The organism is Marinomonas pollencensis (genome assembly GCF_003387375.1).
Classification (GTDB): domain Bacteria; phylum Pseudomonadota; class Gammaproteobacteria; order Pseudomonadales; family Marinomonadaceae; genus Marinomonas; species Marinomonas pollencensis.
The window spans coordinates 164903-188741 of sequence record NZ_QUNG01000005.1; the positions used below are offsets into that span (position 1 = coordinate 164903).

At 45.9% G+C, this 23839-nt stretch carries 20 protein-coding genes; 2 read left to right on the forward strand and 18 right to left on the reverse strand.

From position 1 onward, the window contains the following. Positions 1-176: 176 nt before the first annotated feature. The 7 genes from DFP81_RS09190 to DFP81_RS09220 all read right to left on the reverse strand — a co-directional run bounded on the left by DFP81_RS09190 (position 177) and on the right by DFP81_RS09220 (position 10469). Positions 177-2006, reverse strand: a complete 1830-nt coding sequence (locus DFP81_RS09190; RefSeq protein ID WP_115897477.1) for a DUF4209 domain-containing protein — start codon at positions 2004-2006, stop codon at positions 177-179. Positions 2007-2914: 908 nt separating this feature from the next. Next, positions 2915-3256 (reverse strand): zinc ribbon domain-containing protein YjdM, encoded by a 342-nt coding sequence (locus DFP81_RS09195; protein WP_115897478.1) that lies wholly within the window; start codon positions 3254-3256, stop codon positions 2915-2917. Between the two features lie 250 nt (positions 3257-3506). Continuing rightward, positions 3507-5006 (reverse strand): mannitol dehydrogenase family protein, encoded by a 1500-nt coding sequence (locus tag DFP81_RS09200; RefSeq protein ID WP_115897479.1) that lies wholly within the window; start codon positions 5004-5006, stop codon positions 3507-3509. Positions 5007-5027: 21 nt separating this feature from the next. Then, positions 5028-6731: a purine-cytosine permease family protein gene (locus tag DFP81_RS09205; protein WP_115897480.1), complete on the reverse strand. Its 1704-nt coding sequence runs from the start codon at positions 6729-6731 to the stop codon at positions 5028-5030. 642 nt (positions 6732-7373) lie between these two features. Then, the gene (locus DFP81_RS09210) at positions 7374-8669 is read right to left on the reverse strand and encodes an MFS transporter (RefSeq protein ID WP_245959128.1); all 1296 of its coding nucleotides are present in this window, start codon (positions 8667-8669) and stop codon (positions 7374-7376) included. Beyond that, entirely contained in the window at positions 8626-9411 is a 786-nt protein-coding gene (locus tag DFP81_RS09215; RefSeq protein WP_115897482.1) for an ABC transporter ATP-binding protein, read from the reverse strand. Before DFP81_RS09215 ends, DFP81_RS09210 begins: the two co-directional genes overlap by 44 nt. Before the next feature lie 2 nt (positions 9412-9413). Next, positions 9414-10469, reverse strand: coding sequence for a FecCD family ABC transporter permease (locus DFP81_RS09220; RefSeq protein WP_181903068.1), 1056 nt, complete (start codon positions 10467-10469; stop codon positions 9414-9416). A 274-nt stretch (positions 10470-10743) separates the two neighbouring features. Between DFP81_RS09220 and DFP81_RS09225 the strand changes: the two genes are divergently transcribed. Beyond that, complete coding sequence (locus DFP81_RS09225; RefSeq protein WP_115897483.1) at positions 10744-11826, forward strand: ABC transporter substrate-binding protein; 1083 nt, start codon at positions 10744-10746, stop codon at positions 11824-11826. Positions 11827-11919: 93 nt separating this feature from the next. Here the strand turns inward: DFP81_RS09225 and DFP81_RS09230 are convergent, their stop codons facing one another. The 5 genes from DFP81_RS09230 to DFP81_RS09250 form a co-directional block, all read right to left on the reverse strand. After that, positions 11920-13158, reverse strand: coding sequence for an MFS transporter (locus DFP81_RS09230; RefSeq protein ID WP_115897484.1), 1239 nt, complete (start codon positions 13156-13158; stop codon positions 11920-11922). Between the two features lie 9 nt (positions 13159-13167). After that, entirely contained in the window at positions 13168-13602 is a 435-nt protein-coding gene (locus DFP81_RS09235; RefSeq protein WP_115897485.1) for a MarR family winged helix-turn-helix transcriptional regulator, read from the reverse strand. 180 nt (positions 13603-13782) lie between these two features. Next, on the reverse strand, positions 13783-14295 hold the full coding sequence (locus DFP81_RS09240; protein ID WP_115897486.1) for a glycine cleavage system transcriptional repressor: 513 nt from the start codon (positions 14293-14295) through the stop codon (positions 13783-13785). Positions 14296-14421: 126 nt separating this feature from the next. Next, positions 14422-15483 carry a class I SAM-dependent methyltransferase gene (locus DFP81_RS09245; RefSeq protein ID WP_115897487.1) on the reverse strand — a complete coding sequence of 354 codons (1062 nt, stop codon included), beginning with the start codon at positions 15481-15483 and terminating at the stop codon, positions 14422-14424. Further along, on the reverse strand, positions 15473-16081 hold the full coding sequence (locus DFP81_RS09250; protein WP_115897488.1) for a gamma-glutamylcyclotransferase family protein: 609 nt from the start codon (positions 16079-16081) through the stop codon (positions 15473-15475). The genes DFP81_RS09245 and DFP81_RS09250 overlap by 11 nt, the downstream gene beginning before the upstream one ends. Positions 16082-16297: 216 nt before the next feature. Between DFP81_RS09250 and DFP81_RS09255 the strand changes: the two genes are divergently transcribed. Continuing rightward, positions 16298-17047 carry an SDR family oxidoreductase gene (locus DFP81_RS09255; RefSeq protein WP_115897489.1) on the forward strand — a complete coding sequence of 250 codons (750 nt, stop codon included), beginning with the start codon at positions 16298-16300 and terminating at the stop codon, positions 17045-17047. Positions 17048-17068: 21 nt separating this feature from the next. On the opposite strand, the gene DFP81_RS09260 is transcribed toward DFP81_RS09255, so the two are convergent. The 6 genes from DFP81_RS09260 to cyoA form a co-directional block, all read right to left on the reverse strand. Then, the gene (locus tag DFP81_RS09260) at positions 17069-18712 is read right to left on the reverse strand and encodes a tannase/feruloyl esterase family alpha/beta hydrolase (protein WP_115897490.1); all 1644 of its coding nucleotides are present in this window, start codon (positions 18710-18712) and stop codon (positions 17069-17071) included. A 207-nt stretch (positions 18713-18919) separates the two neighbouring features. Beyond that, positions 18920-19810, reverse strand: coding sequence for a heme o synthase (gene cyoE / locus DFP81_RS09265; protein ID WP_115897491.1), 891 nt, complete (start codon positions 19808-19810; stop codon positions 18920-18922). 57 nt (positions 19811-19867) lie between these two features. Then, on the reverse strand, positions 19868-20188 hold the full coding sequence (gene cyoD, locus DFP81_RS09270; protein ID WP_115897492.1) for a cytochrome o ubiquinol oxidase subunit IV: 321 nt from the start codon (positions 20186-20188) through the stop codon (positions 19868-19870). Then, positions 20188-20799 (reverse strand): cytochrome o ubiquinol oxidase subunit III, encoded by a 612-nt coding sequence (gene cyoC / locus DFP81_RS09275; RefSeq protein WP_115897493.1) that lies wholly within the window; start codon positions 20797-20799, stop codon positions 20188-20190. The genes cyoD and cyoC overlap by 1 nt, the downstream gene beginning before the upstream one ends. A gap of 2 nt (positions 20800-20801) precedes the next feature. Continuing rightward, positions 20802-22781 (reverse strand): cytochrome o ubiquinol oxidase subunit I, encoded by a 1980-nt coding sequence (cyoB, locus tag DFP81_RS09280; RefSeq protein WP_115897494.1) that lies wholly within the window; start codon positions 22779-22781, stop codon positions 20802-20804. Continuing rightward, positions 22781-23812 carry a ubiquinol oxidase subunit II gene (gene cyoA, locus DFP81_RS09285; protein WP_115897495.1) on the reverse strand — a complete coding sequence of 344 codons (1032 nt, stop codon included), beginning with the start codon at positions 23810-23812 and terminating at the stop codon, positions 22781-22783. Before cyoA ends, cyoB begins: the two co-directional genes overlap by 1 nt. Positions 23813-23839: the final 27 nt, after the last annotated feature.

Consider the following 23839-nt stretch of genomic DNA (forward strand, 5'->3'; position numbering starts at 1 on the left):
AACGCCTTGTTTTGTAGGCCTAAAAGGGGTCTGACCCCTTTTTTCTAAAAAAAGAACATGAAAATGTTCTTTTTTTAGAAATTCTACAGTTTCAGCGCCTCGCTCAGCGGAAAATTGAGAGCGTTGCGAGTAATTTTTCCGAGTGCAGCAATTTGTTATGCACTTTGAATACAGGACTACTCATTAGCTTCATCTATCACCACTAAAGAATGAACAACAACCCTGAGGATCATCCACCATGCGTAAACAGTTGATATTGATGAAGAAGAATTATCACTTAATAAGCCGTGAGCAACTTCATTTCTTAAGTTCCCCCCCAGAGAGTCAGTAAATATGCTTTTCAATTCAAAGCAGAAATCTTCTCCGAAAACCTGCGAAGCTTGAGGTAGTTCCATTAATGTACTGAGACCGTTTTCATGCTCAATACCATTTCGATCTATGTTGCTAGTGTGTGCTCCAGCTTCTTTTAATTTCATACGAACGATGTGCTCAACTTGGGGGCATAGCAAATGAATAGAAATTCCAAAATCATGTTCAAAGCCTAACCACAAAGCATGTCCTAGAAGTTGCGCTCGGTCGTCGGGCACAATTGGAGAATGATGGCAAAGAGCCTGTAATAGCTCCTTTGTCACTCTATGCTCCAATAAGATCTGTCGCAATGCCGGTAATATTTTCCCCTCTACTACTAATTGAGTTTCTATTCCAAAATATTGCTGAACCTGTCGGTTTAACACCGCCTCATTGTTTTGGTCGCCCTCACCTGTATTAAGGTTCATCGGTGGAGTCCTTCCAACAACACGTCCATCGCTACTCATTTGTGTGGAGCCGAATAGACTACTTATTAGGCTATCCTGCATGCTTTCTTGAGCACTTGAACGCAAAGCATTGTAATTTGGGGCAGAGGACAGCCCTGCAAAGTACATTAGTACCTCTTCCACTGACTGTTTTCCAGATACATGGGATTTGGACGCTTCAATAGTGTTTGAGAGGTCGACTCCTGGGGTTTTAACCAACCCCATTTCGCCTAAAGATTCTCTTCCTGTTACCGATATTTTCTTTCGGATACCATCGATTTTTTCGCTGACGTTATAACTGTCACGATGCTTTGTAGGAATACGCCTATAGGCCTGTATTGCATTTTCATAAAATGAATTTGCAACCATGTTACTGCCAGCAGCTCTAGAGTCTGCCTCTCTCTCAAAGCAATTCGCTAGAGCAACAAGAGACTCTAGCCAGCCATTCTCGTCATCAGATTGTTTGTATTTCTTGGCCGACAACTCGTAATAAGATCTAGCAGAATTAAAGTCACCCAAAACCATTAAATCATTACCACTATTGAATAGCCTAGAAGCGATTTCCTCTTTGAAATCAGAATCTATATTGAGCTTATCCATCAACTCAGAAAGCCATAAGGCCATGAACTTACAATTCGAATACTCAAGTCTAAATGCAGCAAATAGCTGATTCTTGATTATGTCAAGGCGATCAAACTCTCTTAGCTGCATACAAAGCCTTGCAGCCCTTTCCCAGCAATCGTTTACATCACGATGCCATGTGTCAGAATCTAAACCATGAGAAATATACGAATCAATTGCTACTTTGGCATGATCTGGGTTTCTAGGTTTTTTACATAACCATAGTAAATCGGCTAATCGTGACTTTAGCCACGGCTCTGTTACATCTGCCAGGATTTCACCAAAAAATTTCAGTTCGTCTTCAGTAAAGTCTTCTGGAAGCGGTGACCGTCTGCCTGCTTGGAAGTCTTGAAAATAAGGTTTGAAAGGTTCATTTAAGCTGGTAGGAGAAAGCATCATTGAGGCAGTACGACTTAATAATTTTAGTATTTTTCCCTGTTCCTCTAACCCTGACTCTAACTTTTCCTTAGCACTCTCTTCAAGGCTTCGCATAACAGAAGAGTATCCATAATGATTTTCAGCCTTAATATCATAGCTCCAGCCGCATGCAACAAACTCATCGCGAGCATATAGTTCATTTGAATTTGTCATTAACTTATTTAATCCTTCTGCTTAAAAGCTGAACCATTGTAATATCGCATAACAGCGATATAGTGCGCATGCGTGTCGCGTACTCGGTGTTTAACGAGGGAATAAAAGGGAGGTATTTTTCGAGAGTCAACCATCCGTTAGTTGCTTTGCTTTCATTCCTTTGTCTAGAAAATGTAACCTGTGTCTATTGAGATTACCAGCGTGCTTTATGGCTTTTTGATTGTTTGGTTCTGGCTATCCAGTCTGAGAGCCTGAGATAAAAGTCAGGGATGAAATAAAGGGCGTGACCTATCATTTCGACTTTAACCGGTTTTAGCATTCATCAAGGCATGACTTATTGACTGCTTTTTTTTAGGTATTCCAACCCACAAGAACTAGTTCCAGTGCACCCCATCCTAGCCTTCCCCTTGGAAAAGAAAGGGGAAGGGACAGTTCAAGCCAGTAGCATCATGTAAGGCGGTTTACACAAATGAGACCATCACAGCGATAAAGAAGTCCATTCGATGCAACGAAGTTGCGCGACTTGATGATGTTTCCGAGGCAATGTTTGATGATCTATCTCAATCTAAAAAGGCGCTAAACACCTTCCTTAAATGATCGACGTACAGGCGTTGTAATATGCCACGCAAATCATACGCTAAAGGTCTTAAAGAGATTTTTTTGGTTACTTTTTTTATCAACTGAAAAAAGTTACACGCTCAGCAGAGCGGAATAAAAGTCGGGAAAACAAAGCATTAGAATGGAACCCGTAAAACCAACAATCTAATCCTAGCCTTCCGCTTGAAGAAAGGGGAAGGGACAGTTCGAGCTAGCTGCGAGCATAAAAAAAGGGCGTTTGCGCTGATGAGGTCAGCGGCAAATGCCCTTTTTGAGTTCGTTGCCTGAGCGGGCCAGGTAACGAGTGGTTGTTACGCTGAGGCTTTTTTGACGAATTGAGATTTCAGCATCATGTCGCCTGCGCCGTCGACTTTACAATCGATGTCGTGGTCGCCGTCTACAAGACGTTTGATGGTTGCTTTGGTGCCGATTTTAAGCACTTGTGAAGAGCCTTTTACTTTAAGGTCCTTGGCTAAGGTCACTTTGTCACCTTCTTGCAGTAGCTTGCCGCTCATGTCTTTGATGACCAATGCATCTTCGTCTACTTCCACTTCGTTCGGGTTCCACTCGTGAGCACACTCAGGGCAGATCAGCATAGCTTGATCTTCGTATACGTATTCTGAGTTACATTTAGGGCAATTTGGAAGACTCATGGTTGTCACTACCTCGGACGTTGGCTGTAAAAATTTCGCGCATTATACCCTTATTTTCACTGTGGTTTTTCACCTTCACGAAAAAATTTATTAGCGCTCCCGTTTAAGTCTCTTTTTTTGGTGTTTTAAAGCTACCAGAAAAAAACATAATCCATTGATGTTTAAGAACAAATAGAACAAAAAAAACCCGATCTCTGGCGAAGCCGGAGATCGGGTTTATCGCAGGTTACTCACCCGCTAAGAGGCGTTATTAAGCGACTAAAGCTTCTTTTTCAAGCATGTTTTGCATTTGCTCAGCAATATTAGGGTTTGCGTAAAGCGCGTCTAACATAGCCACATACACATCCGTAAAGACGGCATTTTGAGCAAGATCACCAAACACAGCGGTCAGCTTAAGGAAGGACAATTTATCATCCTGAGAACCTGCTGCGGCAGTGTGTAGCTCAGCTTTCATGTCATCAACAATATCCAGCGCAACGCCTTCTTTGTTAACGCCTTTGTCTGAGTAGTAACACCACGCGGCGATCACAAGCGCTGCGAATTGAATGCTGCCACCTTTTGCCATGTTTTCTGTGATCGTAGGGATCAAGAATTTAGGCAGTTTGGATGAGCTTTCTAGGCAAATACGTGCCAAGTTGTCTTTCACGTTCGGGTTACCGAAACGCTCAATCAAAGAGCTTTTGTAATCTTCCAGATTAATGCCTTCAACAGGCGCTAATACTGGCGTTGCTTCTAGGTCCATAAAGCGGCGTAGGTAAGCCGCAAACAAAGGGTCTGCAACACAACCATCAATCGTTTGATGACCGTGGATAGAGCCCAACAAGCCCAAGACAGAATGACCAGCGTTCAGCAGGCGAATCTTCATGGTTTCGTAAGGCGTTACATCTGGCACAAACTGAGCACCAACGTTTTCCCAAGCAGGACGACCATTAGAGAAAGTGTCTTCGATTACCCACTGTGAGAACGGTTCACAAACTACTGGCCAAGCGTCTTCCACGCCAGATGCCTGTAGGTTGGCAATATCGTCAGGCGTTGTTACCGGTGTGATACGGTCTACCATGGCATTTGGGAAGCGCACTTCTTGTTCGATCCACTTAGCCAAGTCTGCGTCTTGCTTCTCAGCGAAGGCGAGCAGCATTTTTCGCGTCATATTGCCGTTGTGCTGGATGTTGTCACAAGACTGAACAGTGAAGGCTGGCAGGCCTGCAGCACGACGTTTACGTAGCGCTTCTGTTAGAAAACCAAACACCATTTTTGGATTTTGTGGGTTGGCTAAATCGTGTTGCACATCTGGGTTTGTGAAATCAAACTCATTAGTAGCAGGGTTGAAGTTGTAGCCACCTTCGGTAATGGTCAAAGAAACAATCTTAGTGTCTTCACTGGCCATTTTGTCCGTGACCGCAGCCGCATCATCACAACCCAACATGAAATCAACAATCGAGCCAATAACACGGTTTTCTATTTTGCCGTCTGGGTGTTTTACAATCAGCGTATAAAGATAATCTTGCTGCTTTAGAATATCGCCAATTTTACGATCGGCTTCACGCAAGCCAACACCGCAAATGCCCCATTCAGTTGAGCCTGTTGATGCTAACAACTCATCTGTGTAAAAGGCTTCATGCGAGCGGTGGAAACCACCGATACCAATATGCACGATTCCCGCTTTTACCTTGCTACGATCATAAGTAGGTAACGCAAAGGATTCAGGCAAGTTTTGTAGATTGCCTTGGTTCAATTGTATTGTATTCATTAGTGAATCTCGCAGTATGAGTTATGCTTGAAGCGCTTTTTGGCGTTTTAGCGCCCAGTAAGCAGCCGTAAAATAAAGAATGGTGCAGACAAAACCATAGGTATAAAACGTCTCACGATTCTCTAGGTAGTGCGCCATATTGTCACTCGCGAACATGGTGATAGAGGCCAAAGCCAGTGTCACAATCAAGCTAATCCACGCGATGCTTTTCAGCGCTTTAGAAAGCAAAGAGGTGTCTTCAACAGCAGGCATTGCAACACGCGCTTGCTCTTCGTGATACGCCTCGACCAGTTTGTCATGGGACGCCATTTCTGCCATTTCTTCCGGGTACTCTTTATTCGCACCATAGCGTTGGGCCAGCAGAGTGTAAGCAATGATGGTCACGATCCACGTTGGCAAGAACAAGTAATAGAAAGACATAACATTCAGCGCGTTTAAGCCAAAACCAAATGCCAAACCAATCCCCCATGACGCCACCGCTGGGGTGCTATGGGTTAATTTTTGGTAGCTTACCCAGTAACGGCTAAAGCCGATTTTCGGGAACAAAACGTGCTCAGAGAAAACGATTGCACCGACCGGCACCACCAACAAACCTGCGTAGGTAAGCAGCGGCAGCATTTTGCTGAACACAAATGGGAAGCAGGCCACAACCATGGTGATCAAGCCAACAGCAAGGGTGGTTTGACGTCTGGAATAACGGGTAAAGATCGCCTGTGCAGCAAGACCGGCACGATATAAGTTGGCGTTTGCTGTGGTCCAACCTGCGACGATAACAATCACAAAACCAGAAAGGCCCAACGCTTGAAACGCCACATCGCCTGGGTCTAAAGCAATGATGCTTTTCTTAACCAATACCGCAGTACCCGCACCCATGATGCCGGCAGATACCCAAGCGATAAAGTGACCAAACAGCATACCTGAGCTGGTTGCTAGGCCGTAAATCGGCTTTTTCGCATAGCGGAACAAGGCCATATCGATCAAACCAAAGTGCGTAATGGTGTTCGCCGCCCATGCAAAGCCAATCACCTCAAGAAGACCAATACCCGGTTCTCCGTACGCGTTTACACCCGTCCAGATAGACTGATCGCCAATGGTAATAAAGTCTTTAAAGCTGTGCAGTGTGGTGGTGCCTAATACCGATTCAGATAACGCAGGCATGATCACCAAGGCGCCAGAGCCAAACATCACGAATAACCAAGGCCCACAGATACCAGAAAACTCTGACACCGCTTTAAAGCCGTACATGGCAACAAACACAACCACAGCGCCCACCGCCAATACCACCAGCACAAACCAAGAGTTGGTTGGGTACCAGTTCAGCTGGGCTGGAATGTTAAACAAATACCTGACCGCGGTACTCGACACGGTAATCATGGCCGCGGATATGACGGTAAATATTATGACGTTGGCCCAGTTATAGAGCTTGGTCATCGACTTACCAGCGACTTTTTCTAGGTAGGTATAAAGACTTAAACGGGTTTGAGTAGCGATCGGTGCTGTGATTAACGTCCAGCTTAAAATAGCGAGAATATTACCGATCAAGAGGCCTAAAAGGATGTCCATGGTTTTTGCACCCAACGCAACAAAGGTCGCGCCGATAACAAATTCCGTTGCCGCGACGTGCTCGCCGGCGTACAAACCTAAGAAGTGCTTCCAACCATGCTGTTTGTGCTTAGCAATAGGCAGCTGCTCTTCACTGACACTGTCTAATTTTTCAAAATTCATCTCTTATCTCATTATTTTTTTAATATGGATTAGCAAAAGATATGAAGTCAGCAGCCGGACTGAACCCGCTTTCACTTAATATCTTTCATTGATAAATAGTGCTACATCGCCCTCGACCTGATTTGGCACTTACGCGGTGAATGACAAAACAAAGCAGACTTATCTAGCTATCAGTCAGACAAGCGTTAGAAAAACGTAGGTTGAATTTTTTTGAGGGAAACAAAAACCAAAAATAGCTATTAAATTCAGCAAGTTAAGATAAAAGCCGATGTTTTAACAACCAAAGAAGAGTATTGCTATCGTCCATTATGCTTACCGAACCGTGAAGCAAGCATCCATCAGAGAAAACCATTTCTAAACCAACCATTCTGATGGTAGGGAGTTTAAAAAGTAGTCTGTCGGTAAACAAATACAATAAAGTGAAAATAACGATACTATTTTGACAAAAAATACATTTCTACATAAAAAATGATACTTTTATGATGTTAATTTTATTTGGAATAATAAATATGTACTTTTATGCACTATTAAATCGCTATTGGTTTTAAAATAGTACGTTTTCCATCAATTTTAAGGCGAATAGACGGTTTATTGATCATAAAAATTGAAGAAAAACGAAAGAAAGCAGACAAAGAGGTCCGTCTAGCCTTCCATTAGCCGCTGAACCTGACGACACAAACCCAGCCCTGCGAACACTCCAATGCCGGCTAAGCCAACCCAAATCACGGTTCGATCCAGTGCTTCTATCGACAACAACCAGCCAATGCCAACATTGCCACTGAACGCCGCAATGCCTCCAATGCAAGAGTACAAACCATAGTAACTGCCTAACTCAGATTTATCGCAGAAGCGGGGGACAAACGAACCAAGTAGTGGCAATACCAGCATAGAGCCCAAGCTAAACATCACTCCGTAAGCGATAAAGTTTAACCAAGGCAAACCATCAAACGAGATCAAAAACCATAAAAAAGAACCGCCCATTAACCCCAGCCCCAAGCCCATCGCTTTAGCACTGCCTATGGTCTGAGAAACCCAGCGGCTAATGGGCATTTGCAATGTAATGCCCAATACAGAGGTGGTCATAAAAACCCAAGTAATGACATAAGAACCCAAATCACGGGCTTCCACTTCACTCGGCAAAGACAGGTATAATTGATGAAAGAACAAGTGAAAGGCGCAGGCAAAAGCAATAAATTGCATAAACGCGCGATTTAACAACATGCTTTGCCACTGTCGCCAGAAGCCTTGCGGCGCGGCAGAGCGCTTGGCTTGATCCGCCAATACCGGCAGATAACGCCACTGGATCAGAAATAAAACGAAGAACAATAGGGCGGCACTTAACCCCACCCACATAAAGCTTACTGCCACCAGCGAAATACCCAACAAAGGCCCGAGAAACATACCCGCCTCACTGGTCCAATTTTGCATTGCAAAAATACGGTCGCGGCGTACTTGGTCCGGCGCTTCATAGGCTAAATAAGCATTGCTTGAAGGGGTAAATAAAGCCCCAGCAAAACCGGTAAAGAAAGCGCCCAATAAAAGCAGAGGCAAACTCTGCGCCACACCCAGTAATACAAAACCCACCACGCGAACCAAGCAGCCCAGCAAGATCAATCGCTTATAACCGAGATAATCCCCCAACGTACCGCCGATTAGAAACAGCCCCTGCTGGCTCAATACACGCAAACCGATCACAAGTCCCACGTACCAAGGGGTTAATCCCAATACACGCTGTAGATGATCCGCGAGATACGGCAACAGCATGTAAAAGCCCAAGTTAAAGCTGAAACCATTAATGACCAAGACACGGCTAGCCGCGGACAACTGACGCCAATCGGTCAGAAAGTGGTTTATCTTCATAGCACTGCGCTTACCGTTATAGTGTTTCTGCCAATCATACCAGTGATGCGTGATGACCACTGCGCTGAGTTCGAACAAAAGGCACACCAGCACTGTCTTGCATCACTTCTGCCGCCACGCCATAAACGTCGTACACCAATTCTGGGGTGAGAATGTCTTTTGGTGCCCCTTGGGCAACCAGTTTGCCTTCTTTTAGTACCAATAAGTTATCGGCGTATTGAGCGGCTAGGTTTAAGTCGTGCAGGATCATGATAGACACCCAACCATGCTGCTTAGTATTGCGGTCTAAATGATCCAACAACACTTGCTGAAAATGAAGATCTAGTGCACTAACAGGTTCGTCTAGCATCAGAATTTTAGGTTGGCGCATTAGGGCTTGCGCAAATAAGATCATTTGGCACTGACCACCACTCAAGGTTCTCACATCGCGGTTTGCCAAATGCAGCAAGCCAATTTGATCCAACGCCTCCAGAGCAGCCTCTAATAAACGGTTACCCAGTTTTAATGACAGGGCATCGAGCTGGCCAAGCAACACCACTTCCAACACGCTTAAGCCAACATCTAAACGAATGTCTTGTGGCATATAGCCAAAGCGCTGCCGCCATTCACCTAAGTGCTTGCGGTTTAATAGCTCGCCATTAAACCGAACCTCTCCTTGTTGTGGCTGTAAATCACCAAACAAGGTTTTTAACAAGGTGCTTTTACCTGTGCCGTTAGGGCCAATAATCACATGGGTTTGCCCTGCTTTAAGGGAAAAGCTAATGTCATCCGCCAGCACAAGATCATCGAAGGCTAGGTGTAAATTTTTAACGTCTAACATGACTATCGCTTCTTCCCTATGATCAACCAAAAGAAAAACGGCACACCAATAATTGCTGTCACTATGCCGATAGGAAACAAAGAGCCGGGCACAATCGCTTTAGACAACACAGACGCACTGGACAACAAAAAGGCACCAACTAAAAAGGACAGGGGCAAAAAGTAGCGTTGATCTTCACCCACCAGCATGCGGGCGATATTCGGTGCAACGATACCAATAAAACCAATGATACCCACAAAACTGGTCGCTGTTGCCGTCATAATCGCCACAATGATCAAGGTTTTTAGGCGTAGCCGAGTAACGTTAACCCCTAAACTTTTGGCACGCTCTTCACCGAGACGTAATGCGGTGAGCTTCCAAGCATCTTTCATGAGCACCAAAACACAAACTAGGGTAACGCCCGCGGTGATCGCCACATTCGTCCAAGTGGCCTTGGTTAAACTACCAAACAACCAAAATAGAATCTGTTGGCTTAACTCTGGTGACGACACAAACTGCACAAGAGACAACAAAGATTGAAACAAAAAGAGCAGGGCGATACCCGCAAGAATCAGTTGGCCAGAGGTAATATGGCGCATCATGGCGAGGCCAAATAACAAGCTGGCAGATAACATACAGCACACGAAAGCCCCGATCGGGACAGCAATTTGTGAACTCATGCCTAACGAGCCTAAGTAAAGCATCAAGGCGGCTCCAAAGCCCGCTGCGGCGGCCATACCCAAGGTGTACGGGCTTGCCATTGGATTATTCAGCAAGGTTTGCATTTCGGCACCACCCACGCCCAACGAACCTCCTACAATGACCGCCATTACAGCAATTGGTAGACGTAAATTGGTAACGATGACCTGTGTGGTGCGCGACACTTCTACCGGCAGCCCAAGCAAATTGGCAAGCGCATTTGCCACCTCAGTAAGGCCCAACATAGAAGGCCCTGTGGCAATATCAAAAACAAACGATAGCAGGAGGACAAACATTAAACAGGTTATGACAAACCAGCGGCGCTTTTCAGAACGACGCTGGGCATTAACCGCATCGGTGACGAGAGTGGAATGAATCATTAATCGATCGCTTTTATGGTGAAGGTGCTTGGCGAAGCCACTAAAAAGTGTTGTTTAAAATGGATGGCATTCATAACTCAACGCTCACTAGGGCAGCGAATATGCTTTTTTTCATAGCAAAGCCTTTTGTAAAAATAGTCTAAAAATGTAATAAAAATTAATGATAATTATTTGCATGTGTATTGTAGATGAACGTAAAATCCATACAAGCTTTTCAGTATTATTTCTTTCTCTTGTGTCCGTTAAAGGCACGAATTAATCAGGAATTTATCTCATGCTCCAGAAAATTGTTAGCTTGGCTGCCTTGCTCTTTGCGTCATTAAGTTTTGCGCAAACCACTACGGTCACCGACGTGCTTGATCGTGAAGTCACCTTTAATGCACCCGCTCAGCGGGTCATTGTTGGCTTCTACCCAGAAGATTACATGGCCATTGGCACAGAGGCGGCATACGACAAGGTAGTCGGCATGTCGAAATACATTTGGCAAGCCCGTTCCGCTAACTGGGAAATGTACACTCAATATCGCCCTTCGTTAGCAGATATTCCTGGCATTGGCCGAGTTGACACAAAAACCTTTTCGGTTGAGAAAGTCATCAGTTTAAACCCTGATATTATTATGTTGGCCGATTGGCAATTTAAAGGATTGGGCGCGGATATAAGCCGCTTAGAAGCCGCCGGTATTCCTGTGCTTGTGGTCGATTACAACGCCCAAACTCTGGAGCGTCATGTTAAAAGCACGCAATTGATTGGCGTGATTACAGGCCAACAAGAGCGCGCCGCAGAGATTGCTGATCAATACACCAAAAACATGACGCTGATTACTGAGCGTTTGGCCAAAGCAAACCTACCTAAACCAAGAATCTATACGGAATTTGGCGCATCAGGGGTCAATGAAATTGGCTATACGTTTGGCAAAAATATGTGGGGAGCCATCGCGACCATGGCAGGTGGAGACAATATTTCTGCGCCTTACATCGAATGGTGGGGCAAATTAAACCCGGAGCAGATTCTCGCTTCCGACCCGCAAGTTATCGTAGTGACAGGTTATGAAACAGGGAACGGCGATGATGCCATGTTGATGGGTCAGGGCGTCGACAAAAATGTCGCTCAAGCACGCCTTGCTGGTTTCAAGCAGCGCGTTGGCTGGTCTAGCTTGTCTGGGGTACAAAACAATCGAATGTTTGCCGCTTACCACGGCGCCTGCCGAACCATTATGGATGGTGCTATGGTGCAGTTCTATGCCAAAGCGCTTTACCCAGAACTGTTCAGCGATTTAGACCCAGAAGCCGCTTATAAAGACTTTTACAAAAAATACCTTCCGGTTACACCAGAAGGGACCTTCATGACTCAGCTGTAAGTCATAGGGCAGTTTTCAGATGAAAAAAAACCGAGTAAGCGCAATCATTTACTCGGTTTTTTTGTAACTTATAATATACTTTAAGTCATTCTGTTATGGCCGACTCATACGGCCTTTGCTGGTGCTTTGTTGGCGCATAAACCAAAAGCCTAAGGCGGCTGCCACAAGGCCAAATATGCTGCCAATACCAATACCCCAGCGAGCCCCCAATAGGTCTGAAACCGCACCAACAACAGGACCACCAAGCGCGGTACCGCCCATGCCAGTGGCCAACAAAACAGCCATCACTCGGCCGCGATAACGACGATCGGTCGACAACTGAATCAAGGTGTTACTGGAGGTCATAAACATTTGCAGACACAACCCTAGCACCACCAGCGCAATCGTAAAGCAGATAAAGTTTGGGCTCAGCGCCGCCACCGCGCTACTCACCGCAAAGCCGCTCGCCGCCAAGGTTAAGAACAACATAGTTGGCTTACTGCGATTCGCTGTCACCATAGCACCCATTACTGAGCCAATCGCCATAATAGAGATCAACATGCCATATTGCGCGGCGTGGCCATCAAAAACATGGACCGTCATAGACGAAAGATAGACCGCAAAGTTCATCCCTAAACTGCAGATCAAAAAGGTCATGATCACTTGAACTCGCATTGCCGGGTGACGGGCAATGTAACGAAAACCATCTAGGAAATTCGCCGTCGATTTTTTATTTTCCGGCGAGTCGTCCAGCGCTCTTACTGGCATTCGGGCCTTCAATAGGTGCAAAGCAATCAGCAGCGGAATAAACGACACCGCATTGATTAAAAATACCCAACCTGCCCCCACCCAAGCCAGCAACAAACCGGCAATGGCAGGGCCCACTAAACGCGCGGTATTAAAAGATAAGGAGTTCAAAGAAACCGCATTGGTGAGCTCAGACTCTTTCACCACATCCGCAACGAAAGCATGCCGTGCTGGTGCATCAAACGCCGCGACACAGCCGAGTCCCAATGCACAGGCACATACCTGCCAGAGTGCGACATGATCACTCAACACCAAAAAGCCCAGAATCAAAGCCAAGACGGACATCAGTAATTGAGTAATAAACAGCAATTTACGGCGGTCGACTCGGTCAACCGTCCAACCCGTAATCGGCAACAAGATGATTTGCGGAGCAAACTGCAAAAACACCACCAGCCCAACGGCCGAGGCATTGTGATCAGACAGTTCTGAAATTACTAACCAATCTTGGGCGGTGCGCTGCAACCAAGTCCCTATATTGGAAGGCACCGCGCCACTAAACCATAGGCGATAGTTAGGGTTCGCTAATGAACGAAACGTCTTACTCAAGCAGTCCTCCTAGGCGTCAGCGACTAATTTGTTCAACGCAGGAAGTGCTTGCTCTAGGGCATGAATTTCTTCTTCCGTAAGGCGCTCCGTCATGCATTGCTGCAGCCACTCTTCTTTTATCAGCAGAGTTGCTTCCACTTTTTGCACAAAGTCATCGGTTAATGACAGTAATGTTTTGCGACCGTCTTTGGGGTCTGGCTGACCGACTATATAACCCGCGTCTTTCAATGATTGTACGGTCGCCCCCATCGACTGAGTGCGAACGCCTTCTAACGCCGCCAATTCAGAAATCGTTGACACGGAATGACGGTATAAATAGCGCAAGACATGCTTTTGCGACCAGTTTAGATCAGCATCATGGGACTTTTCTTTGAGTTTACGATGTAGAAGCACCAAGGTTTGGTGTAAATCCATGGCTAAAGGGGCGTATTTTTCTTGCGGCATATAAAGGGCGGCTCCAATAATTAGAAAGGTAAACTACCAAGTTTAGCTTTGCAATTAAAGCACCGAAGGCAAGAAATCAAATTCTTTCCTTATAACAGCAAAATAAGGGCAAGTATTGCCCTTATTCGTTTGTTGATGAGCGTCTGGGGGCTGTGTGATTTACAGACCCGCTAGGCTTAGTTAGTCGTCACCTTCCAGTTCGACCATTAGGTCACTACCAATGCTTTCGAGCGCACCTTCTAAATCCGATAATGCCAGCCCCACAGGAATACGCAGTACCATCTCGGCTTTGAATAACATTTCAGAACTCATTGGCGCCGGTTCGCAGCTTGTTTCTAGTTCTTTCACATTAATCATTAATGAATGGAGAATTTGAGAGACTTCTTTGATGATGCCAGGCTTGTCGTTGCCTACTACGCTCAGGTGGACGTTCTTACCTTGTTGAGGGGAGCTATTCGCGGTTTCCACCATGACATTCAAGCCAAATTGCTCAAACGCTTGCAGTGTGCTGACCAGTTCAGCCTCATGTTCAGCAGGCACAGACACGGTTAAAATACCGGCAAATTTGTCTGCTAAGTGTGCCATTCGGCTTTCTTGCCAGTTTCCATGATGTTCACGCACGGCTTCTGAAAGGCGTTCTACTAAACCTGGTTTGTCTTCACCAATAAAGCTTAATACGAGTTGTGTTGTCATAACCTGCTCCCGTTACTTATTTTATGTTGGAATGCGTCAGCTCAATACCTACAGTGTAGACTACTGCCTTTCACCACGAATGCAAAACAGATGAGATAAAAAAGGCGACCTAGGCCGCCTTTTAGATTATCGTTTTTTCGGCTGCCGCCCATGGTAAATGGCAAAGCCTTTATCACGCTGTAAACGAGTATGAGAGCCTAATGCGGCATCTAGTATTGGTGGGTATCGCAAGAAATCGTTGGCCACAACAAATAGCTCGCCATTAAGCGTAAGGTGTTGCTTTACCGTCATAAAGAACTGTTCAGCAATGCTGTAATCGGTGCTAATTCCGGAATGAAACGGAGGGTTTGTCACCACATAGTTAAAGCGGCCTTTTACTTCTTTCAGGCCATTTGAGGCGATCAGCGTAACTGCATCAGACGCCTGATTAGCTGCGAAGGTCAGTTCTGTCGCTTTAAGAGCAAAGGCGCTATCATCCAGTGCGGTAATTTTGACGCCGGTTTTGTTGTACAACCATAGGGCGATGATGCCATCGCCACAGCCAAAATCGAGCAATCTAGCGTGCGCTATATCACTCATAAAACGATGTTGATCTAGCTGATTCAGTAATAGCTCGGTGCCTTTGTCTAATTTACCATGGCCGAAAACACCCGGCATGCTACACAGGGTTAGAATTTGACCCGCTACTTCTTGTTGCCAAGTAGTCACCCACTTTTCAAAGACGAATGGCTTAGCTTCTTCACGCTTGTAACCTTGGTACAGCAAGCAGTGTTTAGCCCCTTCTACCTTGCCCACTTCTTCTAGGCCATTTTCTAGGCGCTTCATGGACGATTTCACACCACTTTTGTTATCACCTACTAACCAGACTTTACCGCCCATTTTGACCAGGGGTAATACCGCTGCAATTAGGTAATCCAATAACTCTTTGGCTTTTGGCTGATAGATAACCACATGGTCAAATTCAGCGCCTGCTGCTGCAGGCCATTGCTCTGCAAATACCAATTTCTCTGCGGCAAACCCAACGCTTGTTAGAGCATCACATAAGGTTTTAGATTGGCACCAAGCATAAACGTCGGCGGTTCTGCTTAGATCTTTTGGGTAAGTGTCTTCTGGATTGGCAAACAATACTTTGCCAGTAAGAGACTCTTCATTGCGCGCCAGTAATTGGCTCGTGGTATTAAGATTCATATGTGATGGATAGCTCTTTAATAGAAAGGGTAGAAACAGGCGCCAGCAAGGTGTTTAAACGCTCTGTGGGTAAATCGGGTTGTACTCGTGGGTAACGAGGCTGTTGTCTGTCATTCAGTAATGGGGCTTGCCAGCCTTTCGTTAATGCCAAGAAGTCCTGTGCGAAGGCATCACCATGCTCTAGGCAACCCGATAAAATGACATCCACATAACTTAGTGCAATTGGGCAGCTATGGTCTGGCTCGATCACCGTGTGGGTGTGATAAACCCAATAGGTGCCAGCTGGTAACTCGTGATCAAGATAGGTTGTCAGCTTGGTCGGTTCGATTTTCGAACGCTGGTAGCCTTGCTCTCGTTCATCAAAGAGCGACAGTTGATCATGGGGCACTTCTACCAGAACACCGTTACAAGCACGTTCTGCAGCTTCAATTACCGCCACAGAGCTCATACCAAAGTCGGCAGACATGACCGACCAATGACGTTCAAATCCATGCAGTTTGACAGGCCATACATCGCCGGTTTCGCCTGTCTTCGCGCGGCTTTCGCCGTTAATCAGACTGCCGTAACCTAGAATAAAGTGTCGGTCTTGTGAACTCATCTCAACCTCCTATACATGATTTAAACGCACTGGCGTTACTATGATGTGCATCATAACGTGCGGCCTAGCACATCGCTAGACTTGAACCATATTCTTCCCGACTAGCAAGCCGCTTAACACGCCTATTATTTGCACCAACAAGAGGCCAAAGCCTCTATACAAAAGTAGATCATTATCTGTATGGTGTTTGAATAACTCTCAGGAACGAGGCTGATCATGAAACAAGCTGTTATTTTGATTACGGGGGGTAGCCGTGGTATTGGGGCTGCTACTGCGAGACTGGCCGCGCAGCAAGGCTACTGCGTGATTATCAATTATCGAATCGATATACACGAAGCACAGAAGGTGGCTCGCGATATCCAGCAATGTGGCGGTATTGCCCATTGCCTGCAAGCTGATGTCAGCCAACCTGAGCAAGTGAAAGCCATGTTTGACTATATACGGCAAAAATGGGGGGCGATTAGAGCTTTGGTAAACAGCGCGGGGATTTTAAGCAAACAAACCCGCTTTGTTGATACAACCCCCGAGCGTTGGCAAGCGCTCTTTCAAACGAATGTGTTTGGCACCATGAGCTGCTGCCAGCAAGCCTTTACGCATATGGCAACCAGCTTAGGCGGGCAAGGCGGTTCGATTGTCAATGTGTCATCCATTGCTGCCTTATATGGCTCTCCTAATGAGTACGTTGATTATGCCGCCAGCAAGGGAGCCATTGACTCATTTACAAAAGGGTTTGCTCTGGAAGTGGCCAATGAAGGGATTCGTGTTAATGGCGTTCGCCCAGGACTCATTTATACACAAATGCACGCTGAAGGCGGAGAAGTGGGACGAGTTGACCGCCTTGCCCCCACCTTGCCACTCAAACGTGGTGGCAAACCTGAGGAGGTTGCCGAAGCAATCATGTGGCTAATAAGTCCAAAATCCAGCTACTCGACAGCGAACTTTATTGATGTTGGCGGCGGCCGCTAACGGTCACTAGATTTGTGGCCTTTATGGCGCTTCTAGGCAAGCAAAAGAGCTGGCCAGACGCACATCCCCTTGGCGATATATGGCAGTTCTTGGGTATGGACAAAGCGGCCTCTGTAACGCCATCATTCGGTTTGTTACTTCTGGGTTATGTATGCCAGCCGTTGCCATAATACGCTCAGGCACTTGGTTTTTTTCTACCCATTGCATTAATGGGAGCAGGGTATCAAAGCGCCCCAGAGACATGCCGCCATCTCCGTGAGGCAAGCCAGGAACACGATATAGACGAACAAAGCTGTCAGCCAGCCCCTGCTGGTTAACAGTCAGTTTCTGATACCAATCTATGGTTGCATTCACAGAAAACACAGGGTCACTGTTACCATGAAAAACCAGCATTTTTCCGCCATTTTTTTGAAACGCTGATAGCCTCGGGCTAGCAACATTAGGGGGCTCCATGAGGTCCAGTGCCGATTCCGGATAACGGCGGCTGCTGGCGTAGATGTTGAGCGCATCTTGATCGAAGTCGAAGCCTAATAAAAAGTTTTCTAAACTTGCTGCCGTCGCCCCTACATCGACTGGGGGTGTCATATAAAGGTTGGCCAATGCTGCCGCACCTAAGACGCTGGAAGCGGGCTTATCCTGCCAAACAGATACCGCACTTTGGACTTTCCAGCGCTGCCAGTTCACAGAACCAATGCCGGTGTCGTATACCCAATCAGTGTATAAGCTCATTCCCTGACGGTTGCTTGGACCTTGCTGCATACGGGTGATGGCTGCGACCTTTTCAGACGCCAAACAATATCGATCAAAGTCACTGTGACATACTAATTGCGAGGCTTGAAACGTGCGCTGGCAGGCGTCGGCAGCAAAAATCAAGTCGTCGTTTATACCGTCCAAGCCATCACATTGATCCAACACACTTTTAGCAAATAATGCTAAGTCTCTCTTGGTAAGCTTATTCATCTCCAAGGAGTGCAATATCTGGGCATCCCAAGCATATTGCAAGGCGGATTGAGGGAGGTGCAGTCCCGGTGCTGCCGCCAATAAACCATCAAACATATGCGGAAACCGTGACGCTGCGACTATGGCCATACGTCCGCCATTCCCTTCACCAATGCCATAGCTATAACGAATTGGGGCGCGGTAATAATTTTGTATTAAGGCACGGGCCACGGGGTACAACTTGCGCACGGCATCATAACTGTAATCTCGACGCGCTTGTGGATCACGAGCAAACAGCACGGAGCTGGTTAAGCCTGCGACAGAGACAGGTTCCGCATCATGGCCGCCATTACTAGACAGAACAGCAAAACCTCGATTAACCGCATACTGCTGTGGTAACAGTCCTGTTACTTTTCCCACTGCGGGTTTCACGCTGCCACCATTACCACTATTAAACTGATAAGCAAATCGCCCTTGCCAGTAATCCGGCAAACGTAGCTCGAATTTGAGTTGGTAGATTTTTCCATCAGTGCCGACACGTTGATCGGTTTTGCCTCTCACTAGACAATAGGAAGTCAGTGATTGCCCATCCGCTAAATAACGCTGTGTGGCTAATTGGATACCTTGCGGAGCGGTAGCCGCGAGGTCACTGCACGCTGTCGCATGGCTCAGGCTACTGGCTAATAATAAAGATAAGAGCAAGAAGGGGAGAAGCAGTGCATTCATCACGTCATCCTTAATATCGATCGCTCAAAAATAGCAGACTACAGTGGTCGCTGATAGTCGTATTGTGGCGATCATAGTGTGAGTTGCGGAATATTTACACTCCTAATGAAAGCACTGGGTCGAGAATCAATAGGCAATAAAAAACGGGCTAGAAGCCCGTTTTTATAAAGACATTGCTGATAGAGACATCCGCAATTAGAACAAGGATTAATGCGCTGAAGCGAAGACTAAAAAGTCTGCCGGCGTTTTAAAATCTATCGCCATAGTAACGCTTAGCGCCGTCACTGTAATGATAGAAAAGAAGAACACTTGGCGCGCCCAACCATTTACATCAATATCCTTGCGGTAACCCCGTAGCGCCATTGCTAGCCACCAAAGGCTGGTCGCTAAGGCAACCACCATAAAGCCCACTCCCACATAACCGGTTAACGGTAAAAGGGCGCTGACAATCGCAAACGCAGCAATGTGTAATACGATATGGCGTTTTGCTTTGCTAATACCTTCAGCAACAGGCAGCACTGGGATGTTCGCTGCGGCGTAATCTTTATAACGAAAAATGGCAATCGCATATGAGTGCGGCATTTGCCAAATACAAAACATTAAAAGAAGTATTGCAGCGCCTGCATCAAACTGACCAGCAGCAGCACAATAACCTACTACTGGAGGGACAGCACCAGACAAGCTGCCGATGGCCGTTCCGTATACGGATTTGCGCTTAAAGTACATGGTGTATAAGCCAACATAAACAAAGTAGCCGAAACCCGCGAAGGAAACAGCAACCCAGTTAGTGAAGTAAGCCAATAAGGCAAATCCCACTAGACCTAAAACAACACCGTGAAAAAAAGCGGCTTTACCAGACATTTCACCCGTCACCGTTACTCGGTTACGTGTACGTTGCATTTTTGCATCTATGTCTCTGTCTATATAGTTGTTAATGGCACAGCCAGAAGCAACCACTAACGACAAGCCAATGACCGTCGCCAGCATAAGAATCCAGTCGATCTCGCCACGAGAGGCTAATAAAAAGCCCCCCGCAACTGAGATGAGGTTGCCCATAATGATGCCCGGTTTAGTCACCTGTAGGTAACGCTTAAACATCTTTATAGACTCCCATCGACGCGGCTTTTACTCCGCATATTCATCAATTTACTCTGCTTACATCATCATTGCATTGGATGCGTAGATAATCCATACGGACAACGCGACAACCATTACAATAATTACAGCAGCGAATATGAAAGAATAAGTGTCCAACTTGCCTTGCTCAGAGAAGTTCAAGTGAAGGAAGTACTTCAAGTGAACAAAGATTTGAACAATAGCTAACACAATAATTGTGATGTAAGTAGGACCTTTATCAAACGCTTCCGTCATTACCATCCAGAATGGAATGGCTGTCAGAATAACTGACAGCACAAAACCTGTTAGGTAAGACTTAACGCTACCGTGTGTATTTGCTTCAGAAGAATGACCGCTCATTAGATCGCTCCCATCAGATAAACAACGGTGAAAACACAAATCCAGACAACGTCTAGGAAGTGCCAGAACAAGCTTAAGCAGCTTAAGCGTGTCACTGTACGACTACCAAATCCAGACACTACCAACTCAATCATTAGGATGGCCATCCAGATCAAACCTGCTGTTACGTGCAAGCCGTGTGTGCCGACAAGGGCAAAGAAGGCTGACAAGAAAGCGCTGGCTTGAGGACCATTACCATGGACGATTAAGTGATGGAATTCATAGATTTCCATCGCGATGAAGATAGCACCCAAAAGAAACGTAACAGACAACCAGCTAAGGGTGCCTTTTTTGTTTTTATTGTGTGCGCAAATCATTGCAAAACCGTAAGTGATACTTGAAAGAAGTAGCGCTGCAGTTTCGTAGGCAACGAAGTCTAATTCAAAGATATCTTTGCCTGATACACCACCTGCTGTGTTCATAAAGAGCACAGCGTAGGTAGCGAAGACGGATGCGAATAACAAACAGTCCGTCATCAGGTATAACCAAAAACCAAACACATTATGTGGTGCTGGATCGTGATCGTGATGCTCGTCGTGAGCGTCGTGCGTATTCAAATGTGTAGTGCTCATGATTACCCCTTAGCCACGCTATCTAGATGCGCATTCTCAATACGAGCCACTTCATCTGGTTGAACGTAGTAATCAACGTCTTTGGTATAAGCACGCAGGACAAGAGATACAAAGCCACCAAACAAGCCAAGCGCAGCCAACCACCAAATGTGCCAGATTAAGGCAAAGCCCATTAGTGTAATACAACCAGAGATTAAGATACCTGATGCTGTGTTTTTCGGCATATGAATCGCTTCATAGCTTTCATGACGAGTATAAGCTTCACCTTTCTCTTTCATATCGGTAAACGCATCGATATCAGAGATAGTAGGGATCTTCGCAAAGTTGTAGTACTGCGGTGGAGAAGCAGTAGACCACTCAAGAGTATGACCATTCCATGGATCACCAGTAGTGTCCAAGTTTTGTGCGCGGTCACGGAAGCTGACATACAATTGTAGCAACTGGCAAATAATACCGGCCATGATGATAAACGCACCCACCAAAGCAATGTACAACCAGATGTTCCAATCAGGGTTATCAGTATGATTCAAACGACGAGTCATACCTAGGAAACCCAATACATACAAAGGCATGAAGGCCATGAAGAAGCCGATTAACCAGCACCAGAAAGCCGCTTTACCCAACTTAACGTTAAGGTGGAAGCCCATTACTTTAGGGAACCAGAAAGCAAAACCTGCAAGATAACCAAATACCGCACCACCGATGATGGTGTTGTGGAAGTGAGCAATCAAGAACAAGCTGTTATGCAATACATAGTCAGCACCAGGTACAGCTAGAAGTACCCCAGTCATACCACCGATGGTGAAGGTCACCATGAAACCAAGTGTCCAAAGAACCGGTACTGTCACACGAAGGCGACCGCGGTACATAGTGAACAACCAGTTAAACAGTTTCACACCCGTTGGTACGGAAATGACCATTGTCGCCACACCGAAGAAGGCGTTAACGTTGGCACTTGAACCCATGGTAAAGAAGTGATGCAGCCATACGATGAAACCAAGAATCGCAATAGCACCACTCGCCCAAATCATAGATTTATGACCAAACAAGCGCTTACCAGTAAAGGTAGAGACAACCTCAGAGAAGATACCAAATGCTGGAAGTACAAGTATGTACACCTCAGGGTGACCCCATGCCCAGAACAAGTTGATATACATCATTGAGTTACCGCCGCCATCATTCGTGAAGAAGTGGAAGTCAAGGTAACGATCAAGCGTTAGCATTGCCAATACAGCAGTCAAAATTGGGAAAGAGGCAGCGATCAGGATGTTGGCCCAAGTACAGGTCCAAGTGAAGATCGGCATATCCATCAATTTCATGCCAGGAGCACGCATTTTGAACACAGTAACCAAGAAGTTAACGGCCGTTAAGGTCGTTCCTATCCCGGATATCTGCAGTGCCCATATGTAGTAATCAACCCCCACGTCCGGACTGAACTGCAACCCGGCCAATGGCGGATACGCCACCCAACCTGTTTTTGCAAATTCACCCACGAAAAGAGAGATGTTAATTAGGATCGCACCACCAGCCGTTAGCCAGAAGCTAAGGTTGTTTAGGAACGGGAAGGCAACATCACGCGCACCAACTTGTAGCGGTACAACAATGTTCATCAAACCAATCATAAATGGCATTGCCATAAAGATGATCATGATGACACCGTGTGCCGTAAAGACTTGGTCATAGTGATGGGGCGGTAGGTAACCTGGGTCACCATTGGTCGCCAATGCGAGCTGCAAACGCATCATGATAGCGTCCGAGAACCCTCGGAGTAGCATGATAAGTGCTAGTACTATGTACATAACACCAAGACGTTTATGGTCAATAGACGTGATCCAGTCGCGCCATAACACACCTAGCAAGTTGTACTTGATAAGCAAGTAGGCCAGTGCCAATGCGCCAACAACAATAACGCAAAAAGTCGTTACTAGGATTGGCTCATGGTATGGAATCGCGTCTAACGATAATTTACCTAGAATAGACATTACTTGTCTTCCTCCACGTGTTCAGGCGATTCATGGCTCATTTCACTATGATTCATGCTGCCGTGGTCCATATCGCTATGATCCATGCTGCCTTTAATCATTGTAGAATCAAAAGGGGTACCTTTTAGAAGCTCAACTTTGCCGTGATCTTTCATGAATTTCATGACATTGTCATGGAAGATGCCTGGTTTGATTGAGTTGTAGTACTGAACAGGAGTCGCTACATGTACATGATGAGGATCGGCATCATACTCAGCAAGCTTGTCATAAGACGCTTGATCCAACATGGCATGATTAATTACATCGCCATGAGTACCTGCTTTCACGCCCTCAACCCAAGCATCAAAATCAGCCTCAGTTGGAGTAGCGATGGCATTAAACTTCATGCCTGTGAAACCTGGGCCACTGTAGTTTGCAGAGATGCCTTTGTAAGTACCAGGCTCATTTGCAATCAAGTGCAGCTTAGTCACCATGCCAGCCATTGAGTAAATTTGACTACCCAATTGCGGAATGAAGAACGAATTCATAGTTCCTTCTGAAGAAATTCTAAATGAAACAGGAACATCGGTTGGGAATACCAACTGGTTCACTGTCGCAATTCCTTGCTCTGGATAGATGAACAACCACTTCCAGTTCATAGAAACAACTTCAACCGTGATGTGATCTTTATCAGATTTCAACGGTTTGTAAGGATCTAGTGAATGGGTAGTTTTCCAAGTAATTACGCCCAAAATTAGGACGATAATAATTGGCACAGTCCATACAACTACTTCAATTTTAGTGGAGTGGGACCACTTAGGTTCGTAAGCCTCATCACGACCTTCACGATATTTCCAAGCGAAATAAAGTGTCATAAAGATCACTGGGATTACTACAAGTAGCATTAGCAAAGTCGCAATTATAATTAATTGCTTCTCTTCAATACCAACTTGTCCTTTTGGATCAAGCACGCCACCTTGGCAACCAGCAAGCAAGCCTACTGCAATAGCCAACGCGATTTTACTTAGGATACGAGTTAACAAAAGAATCATCCTCTAACCCTGAGGTTCACAACACTG